The 6,136-nt window shown below is 69.4% G+C and carries 12 protein-coding genes; 8 read left to right on the forward strand and 4 right to left on the reverse strand.

All coding sequences use genetic code 11. The annotated features are described in order from the left end of the window. The first annotated feature begins 63 nt into the window (after window positions 1–63). From KUG41_RS00935 to KUG41_RS00945, 3 genes are all read left to right on the forward strand, one after another. Complete coding sequence (locus tag KUG41_RS00935) at window positions 64–492, forward strand: RDD family protein (RefSeq protein WP_216900149.1); 429 nt, start codon at window positions 64–66, stop codon at window positions 490–492. A 64-nt stretch (window positions 493–556) separates the two neighbouring features. Beyond that, entirely contained in the window at window positions 557–1,264 is a 708-nt protein-coding gene (locus KUG41_RS00940) for a hypothetical protein (protein WP_216900151.1), read from the forward strand. A gap of 74 nt (window positions 1,265–1,338) precedes the next feature. Then, a complete protein-coding gene (locus KUG41_RS00945; RefSeq protein ID WP_216900153.1) occupies window positions 1,339–2,022 on the forward strand; it encodes a M23 family metallopeptidase in 684 nt (227 codons plus the stop codon). Between the two features lie 13 nt (window positions 2,023–2,035). Here KUG41_RS00945 and KUG41_RS00950 read toward each other — a convergent pair whose 3' ends face one another. After that, entirely contained in the window at window positions 2,036–2,449 is a 414-nt protein-coding gene (locus KUG41_RS00950; protein ID WP_216900155.1) for a DCC1-like thiol-disulfide oxidoreductase family protein, read from the reverse strand. A gap of 187 nt (window positions 2,450–2,636) precedes the next feature. On the opposite strand from KUG41_RS00950, the gene KUG41_RS00955 reads away from it, so the two are divergent. The 4 genes from KUG41_RS00955 (at window position 2,637) to KUG41_RS00970 (ending at window position 4,019) form a co-directional block, all read left to right on the forward strand. Then, window positions 2,637–2,939 carry a hypothetical protein gene (locus tag KUG41_RS00955; protein ID WP_216900157.1) on the forward strand — a complete coding sequence of 101 codons (303 nt, stop codon included), beginning with the start codon at window positions 2,637–2,639 and terminating at the stop codon, window positions 2,937–2,939. Between the two features lie 108 nt (window positions 2,940–3,047). Beyond that, window positions 3,048–3,365, forward strand: a complete 318-nt coding sequence (locus KUG41_RS00960; protein WP_216900159.1) for a DUF1830 domain-containing protein — start codon at window positions 3,048–3,050, stop codon at window positions 3,363–3,365. A gap of 202 nt (window positions 3,366–3,567) precedes the next feature. Next, on the forward strand, window positions 3,568–3,816 hold the full coding sequence (locus KUG41_RS16015) for a hypothetical protein (protein ID WP_371733987.1): 249 nt from the start codon (window positions 3,568–3,570) through the stop codon (window positions 3,814–3,816). Further along, window positions 3,813–4,019: a hypothetical protein gene (locus KUG41_RS00970; protein WP_216900162.1), complete on the forward strand. Its 207-nt coding sequence runs from the start codon at window positions 3,813–3,815 to the stop codon at window positions 4,017–4,019. The genes KUG41_RS16015 and KUG41_RS00970 overlap by 4 nt, the downstream gene beginning before the upstream one ends. On the opposite strand, the gene KUG41_RS00975 is transcribed toward KUG41_RS00970, so the two are convergent. Together KUG41_RS00975 and KUG41_RS00980 are read right to left on the reverse strand one after the other, a co-directional pair. Then, window positions 4,003–4,437: a nucleoside recognition domain-containing protein gene (locus KUG41_RS00975; RefSeq protein ID WP_216900164.1), complete on the reverse strand. Its 435-nt coding sequence runs from the start codon at window positions 4,435–4,437 to the stop codon at window positions 4,003–4,005. The two genes, KUG41_RS00970 and KUG41_RS00975, sit on opposite strands and share 17 nt — an antisense overlap. Window positions 4,438–4,556: 119 nt before the next feature. Then, window positions 4,557–5,009, reverse strand: a complete 453-nt coding sequence (locus KUG41_RS00980) for a hypothetical protein (protein WP_216900166.1) — start codon at window positions 5,007–5,009, stop codon at window positions 4,557–4,559. A gap of 128 nt (window positions 5,010–5,137) precedes the next feature. Here KUG41_RS00980 and KUG41_RS00985 point away from each other — a divergent pair, with 128 nt between their 5' ends. Next, window positions 5,138–5,731 (forward strand): ferritin, encoded by a 594-nt coding sequence (locus KUG41_RS00985; RefSeq protein WP_216900168.1) that lies wholly within the window; start codon window positions 5,138–5,140, stop codon window positions 5,729–5,731. Between the two features lie 30 nt (window positions 5,732–5,761). Here KUG41_RS00985 and KUG41_RS00990 read toward each other — a convergent pair whose 3' ends face one another. After that, entirely contained in the window at window positions 5,762–6,034 is a 273-nt protein-coding gene (locus tag KUG41_RS00990) for a hypothetical protein (RefSeq protein ID WP_216900170.1), read from the reverse strand. Window positions 6,035–6,136 lie beyond the last annotated feature (102 nt).

Genomic DNA, 6,136 nt, shown 5'->3' on the forward strand with positions numbered 1-6,136 from the left:
CCCGCGCGGCCCAACGGAGAGGATGGTTCGATGGCTGTGTCCTGCTCTTTGCCTGGTCCGGCCATGGCCTATGCGGGATTCTGGGTCCGCACGGCTGCTTCGCTGGTCGATTCGGTGCTGATCTCCCTGATCACCGGACCCTTTCTGCTGCTGTTTTACGGCCTCTTCTTCCAGCTCCGCAGCGCCACCGCCGACCTGGTGATCGGCACCGTGCTCTCCGCCCTGCTGGTGATCCTCTTCTGGCGCTGGAAGCAGGGCACCCCCGGCAAGCTGCTGTTCCGTCTGCGGATCGTGGACGCCCGTTCCGGTGGGGAGCCTTCCCTGCGCCAGTGGTGCCTGCGCTACCTCGGCTATGTCCTTTCCACCCTGCCGCTGTTGCTGGGCTTCCTATGGGTCGCCTGGGATCCCCGTCGCCAGGGCTGGCACGACAAGATCGCCGGCACGCTGGTGATCCATCCCGCTGCGAGGGGGACCCGCCAGGGGCGTTCCTAGGACGTCCTGGGGGAACGCTGCTTCAGGCCCCCTGTGGCCCCGTCCTTTCCGGCCGCTTTCCGCCATGAGCGAATCTCCCCGTGATCCCCTGCTCAACGCCCTCCAGGCGCGCCGGAACCAGGATCCTCTGGCGGCGGCCAGGATCGGCGCCGAGGAGGTCAGCCGCCGGTTGCTGGACGCCATGGCGACGGCCGAAGGGGTCCATGTGGAATCTCTCCTGGCGGTGTGCGGCTCCCTTGCCGGGCAGGCCTGCCAGGCCAGTCTGAGGGCCCGCGCCAGGGCCGCCGGCCGGGAGGAGACGGCGGGACTGCATGTCGTCGGTACCGGGGACGGGGGCACCTTCCTGGTGGGGGAGGGGCTGGTCGGGATGCTGTTCAACGACCCCTTCGCCACCTGGAGCCTGGCCGCCGGCGCCGCCCAGCAGGCCGGATGCACCGACCTGCCGGATCCGACGGACCTGTGGCGCCACGGGATGGCCACCCTGGGGCATGAGACGTTCGGTGTGCCCCGGGTCCCCGACCCGCACCGGCCCTCTCAGGAGTCGCTGCAGCAGCTGCCGAGCCTCTGGCCCGCCGTGCTGCCTGTGGCCCGGGAACTTTGCCCCGACCCGGCGGCATGGCCCATCCTCTTCGGCCTGGTGGCCCAGAAGGCCATCACCCTGGGCAGGGACGTGATCGATCCCTGCGTCGCCCTGCGCATCGTGATGGATACGGCCGTCGCCAGCGCCATGGTGGTGCTCCCCGGGGGGCCGGCGGCTGAGCCTCGGGGCTGAGGTCGGGCCGGAGCCCGTCTTGGCAGAGGCTCTCCGTGGCGCTACCAAGGCGCGACAGCCTCTGCAGCAGGCGCATGACGTCCCGACGCCGACCCATTCCGACCCTGGTGCTGTTGGGCTGGCTTCTGCCGGCGGCCTGGCTGCTGGCGCCGCCCCTGCTGGCGATGGGGGATCCCCAGCCCCAGCCCCGGCCCCGACAGGTGCCTGTGGAGATTCCCGTTGGCGATCTGGGAGGCAACGAACGCCTGCCCGAGTCGCTGCGATCCAGGTACCGGCCCGCTCCGGCGGGGGTGACACCGGCGCTCCAGGCCGGGGCGCTGGGATTCCCACTGGCGCAGCGCCCCACGGAGGTGGCCCCCTTCGGCTGGCGTCTGGCCGACTCCAGCACCGACTGGCGTCTGCATACGGGCCTCGATCTGGTCGTGCCGGAGGGAACTCCCGTTCTCTCGGCTTTGCCGGGTACGGTCCGGCTGGTGGATGAAGTGGCTGACTACGGCCTGGTCGTCGTGATCGACCACGGACTTGGTTGGCAGAGTCTGTATGGCCATCTGCTGGACGTGGCCGTCCTGCCGGGGGCGGGTGTCGCTGCAGCCGCGCCCATCGGCCGGGTGGGCCGCAGCGGTTCGGCCAGCACCGCCCAGCTCCATTTCGAATGGCGTCAGCTCCGCCAGGGCCGACTGGTGGCGGTGGATCCCTCGCCCCTGCTGCAAGCGGTCGGTTTCAGCGCGTCGGTGGCCCGCCGCCCGCTTCTGCCGTGAGGTCCCCTTCAGGTCAGGGCCTGTCGGGATCCACCGGCAGGCCCTTGAGCGCCAGGGCCACCTGTCGCGCCGCCAGCAGCAGGGGGTAGAGCCGATCGCTGCGGGAGGAGTCTCCGAACAGGGGAACCAGCAGCCGCAGCAGGGGATCGCTGGGGGACATCAGCCCGCAGATCTGCCTGATGGCGGCTGCGCCGTGCCAGGCCTTCTCTCCCCGGAGCAGCACGGCCCCTTCGGCCAGGGCCAGCCCCCGGCCCTGAAGTCGGCGCCGCAGGGGGGCGTCGGCCCGGCCGTCGACGATGCGCAGGTTCGGCAGGCCACCCCGCAGCTCGCTGCTCAGGGCGAACTGGCGGCAGAACGGGCAGCCGCCGTCGTAGACGAGCAGCCATTCGCCTGGGTCCGGGTCGACGCTGTCTGGGGCGGAAGGCACGGGAGGGCGACGGCGAGGCCGTGGCGGAGAGCATGGAGTTGATTCTGCTGCCGTGGTTCTCGCCGCCGCGGCTGGGAGGCAGGTGCAATGTTTCGGGAAGTCCTGACAGGTGACGGAATTGTGTGATCTTTGGCACCTTCGTCTCCATCAGAACGGCTAAATCTTCTGGCATCAGATGGCCGCAAAGATGCTGACACCCAACACCCGTCTGCGACTGCAGGAGATCATCAGAAGGATTGGCGATTCCGATCCTGTCAGCCTGCAGGAGCGCATCTATGTGCAGAAGTTCGCTGACCGAGACGCCAGTGTCTGGAGCTGGCTGCGCCGGGCCCAGCGACAGCAGCGGCAGGGGGTGCCGAAGCCCGGCCTGGATCATTTTCTGGCGGAGATGGACCTCGGTGAACCATGTGAGGACAGCGCCTTCGATCCCCTTCGGGACGATCTGGGTGACTGGTTTTCCGGCGCGCCCCACTGGCTGAGACGCAGCTGAGCAGCGGGCTGACGAGTACATACACCCATTTCCGTGGGTTCGTCACATCGGCAACTGACGGGATCGACATTCCAGTGCATGGATGTAATCCGTGACGTCGAGGGTGCCATGGATCCGTTGCTTTGTAGTTACCGTAACTGTTCGGAGCGGATGCGCATCGTTCGTTGCTGCGGGCCGGGAGATTTCTTCCTCGAAAGGGTTGTCTTTCCATTTGAACTGCTGACGTTCCACTGCCCGCCATCCACTGATGTGCAGATCTGGGCGAGGGAGTCGGCGGGTGTCGTGCTCGCCGAACAACTCTCTGCAGATTCCATGGCGATGGAGGAGAGTGACACGGTGCCGCGGCCGGCATGGCTACCCCAGATTCCGATCCGTGCCGTGGGAGTGAAGGGGAACGCCAGTTCGGTCTGCCTCCAACGCGGCTGACCCCAGCCCCGCCCACCGGCATCGTCTGCAGTGCCAGGTATCGGGAGCACGCCACCGGGGCCTGGCATCCGGAATCTCCGGCACGGGTCGATGCCAGGTGATTCCCCCCAGGCTCGCCAGCGAGAGGGAGTTGTTGCGCTGCCACACTCCGCTTGATCTGCAGCGGGTTCAGGAGGATGTGCTGGCGGCCGAGGAGGCCGTCATGGCCGGGCAGGTCCGCAACGCCTCCGCGGTGGTGCCTCCCCCCGGTCATCACGCCGGCTCCACCGGGGGCATGGGGTTCTGCACCTACAACGTTCTGCACTTACAACAACGTGGCCATCGCCGCCCGGCACCTGCAGGCAGAGCATGGGCTGGCGATGGTGCTGTTCTTCAGCAGTCACCAGGCACCGCTCCATCCGGGGGACCGGAACGCGGCTGGAGCGGGGGGAGGGGCCGGGGGAGGACTTGACCTGCAACTGCCCCCTTCCGGCCGGGACCTCAGGGTCCCAGCTGCTGGCCGCCTGGCGACAGCAACTGCTGCCGCTGGCGGAGGCCTTCGCCCCCGAGTTCGTGCTGGTCTCCACGCTGGAAGGCAGTTACGGCCCGGCCGGCCTGGTGTCGGCTGCCGCTGCCCATAGGGCGGCTCTGATGGTCGTCAGCCAGCTGGGTTGAGCCCGGGCCTGAGCTGGGGCCAGTGACCGGTCCAGCCGTCAGTGGACCTGCAGCCAGTGGCCCCCTGGAACACCACCAGAGCCACCACCCAGGCCAGGGCCAGGGACCACAGCACCGACCGAATCGCGAAGCTCCGGCTCCGGGATTCCTTGAGCTGGGCGGCCACCGTGGCCAGGCAGGGGGTGTGGGGGAGGGTGAAGGCCATGAAGCTGAGGGCCTGCAGGGGAGTGATGGCGGCCTGCCGCACGGTCCCCAGGCCCCCTTCACCAGTTCGGTAGCTCACCGCCATGGCTCCCAGCAGGGCCACCGTGCGGGTTCCGGCATCGGTCTCCTGCTCCCCGGCACCGCCATGGCAGCCGCCTTCGGACTGGAACGGTGTGGACCGGCGCCGGGCAGCCCAAGTGGGTGTGCAATCCATCCCCTCTCCAGCGGTGCGGGCCGACGGGCCGGTGGTTGTCGGAGGCAGAGAGCGCTGATCAATGGCACCCGTTCCGGCAACCGATGGCACGCCGGCAGGCCGCGGCGGCGCCGCTCCCCTCATGCGATCCCCGGCTGCGCCCGGGTTCGCCACCACAGCCAGCCCTCCCGGTTGATCAGCAGGCCGATCACCACCAGAACCACCATCAGCAGGATCTGATCGACCCGTGCATCGGGCACCAGGATGTCGGCCGCCAGATGGGGGATGTTGGTGAGGGTGTAGACGACGCTGAGCCAGAAGTGGCCTGCCCGCCAGCGCCGCCAGCGACGGATATGGCCCGGATCGCTGGCGGCGTAGGCGATCAGCACCAACGCCGCCAGGGGCAACAGGAAGTAGAGCAGCATCGCTGTGAACACCAGCGGCAGGCGGGCGAGGGGCACATGGCCCTCGATCTCCGGGGAGAGCCCATGGAAGAGGGGCATCAGCCCCAGCTCCACATGGAACAGCATGGCCAGCAGCCAGGCGATCCAGAGGCTGCGCAGCCGCAGGGCATGGTCGATGGTGCCTGCCATGGGGAATGTGCAGGGCATCCCGAGTCTGGGTCGCGGCCCCGGCCGGTGGGTGGCGGCTTCGGACTTCGTTGTGGCGCCCCCCTACCCTGGGTCTCCGGGGATGGATCCTTTCCCCCACGTCGAGGACCATGACTCCCTTCACCTCTTCTCTCTCCAGCGAGGCCGCGACGAGCGTGGTCGCCACCGGGCCCGCCGGCAGGGCCATGGCCCAGCCCATGGACGGGGCCCTGCTCGAGGGGCTGCAGGAGCACCTGGCCCTGGAACGCAAGGCCAGTACGGCCTACTGGGCCATGGCCATCTGGTTCGCAGAGCGGGAGTTGCGGGGCTTCGCCACCTACCTCCGGAGCGAGTCCCAGGGGGAGCTGGACCATGCCGGTCGGGTTGCCGATTACCTGATCGCCCGCGGCCAGACGGTGGAACTGACCTCCCTGCCGGCCCCCCGCCAGCAGTGGCGCGACGCCGAGGAGATTCTCGCCGAGGCCTTCCGCATGGAGGCGGATGTCACCACCTCGCTGCAGCTGCTCTACGCCATGGCCGAGCGCTCCGGCGACGTGCGCACCACCGTGTTTCTGGATCCGATGGTGCAGGGACAGATCGACGCCGAGAACAGCACCGCCCACCTGCTGGGCAGGGTGCGTTTCGGCCGCCAGGAGGCCGCCGCCATGCTGCTGATCGACGGGGAACTGGCCGCGGGCCAGCCGGCGCCGGCCACGGTGGCCTGAGCGCCCGCGCCGTTCCCGACCCGCTGCACTTCAGGGGGTCAGGGGGCGCAGGCTGAGCTCCAGCAGCAAGGCCACCGCCAGGCGGTCCCGCAGGGGCATGCGGCCCAGCTGAAGGGCGAGCCGCTGGAGCTCCGACCGCCGTTGCTGCAGCCGTGCCGCCTCCTGGCCGAGCCGCAGGAGCAGTCTCTCCTCGCGGCAGGCCGCCAGCAGGCCGGCCAGCTGCTGCCAGCGCTGGCGCAGGTCGGCCATCTCTCGGCAGAGGCTGCCGACCAGGCTCTCCGATGGCTGGGTGGTGGTGAGCATCCCGTTGCTCAGGCGGCGAGGGGTGCGCCGTCGACCAGCTCCGGCGACAGGCGCAGGCCCGCTGCACCGCTGGGGGCCTCCAGCAGCTGGGCGGTGCGGATG

The sequence above is a fragment of the Synechococcus sp. CCY 9618 genome, assembly GCF_019038415.1.
In the GTDB taxonomy this organism is placed as follows: domain Bacteria; phylum Cyanobacteriota; class Cyanobacteriia; order PCC-6307; family Cyanobiaceae; genus Cyanobium.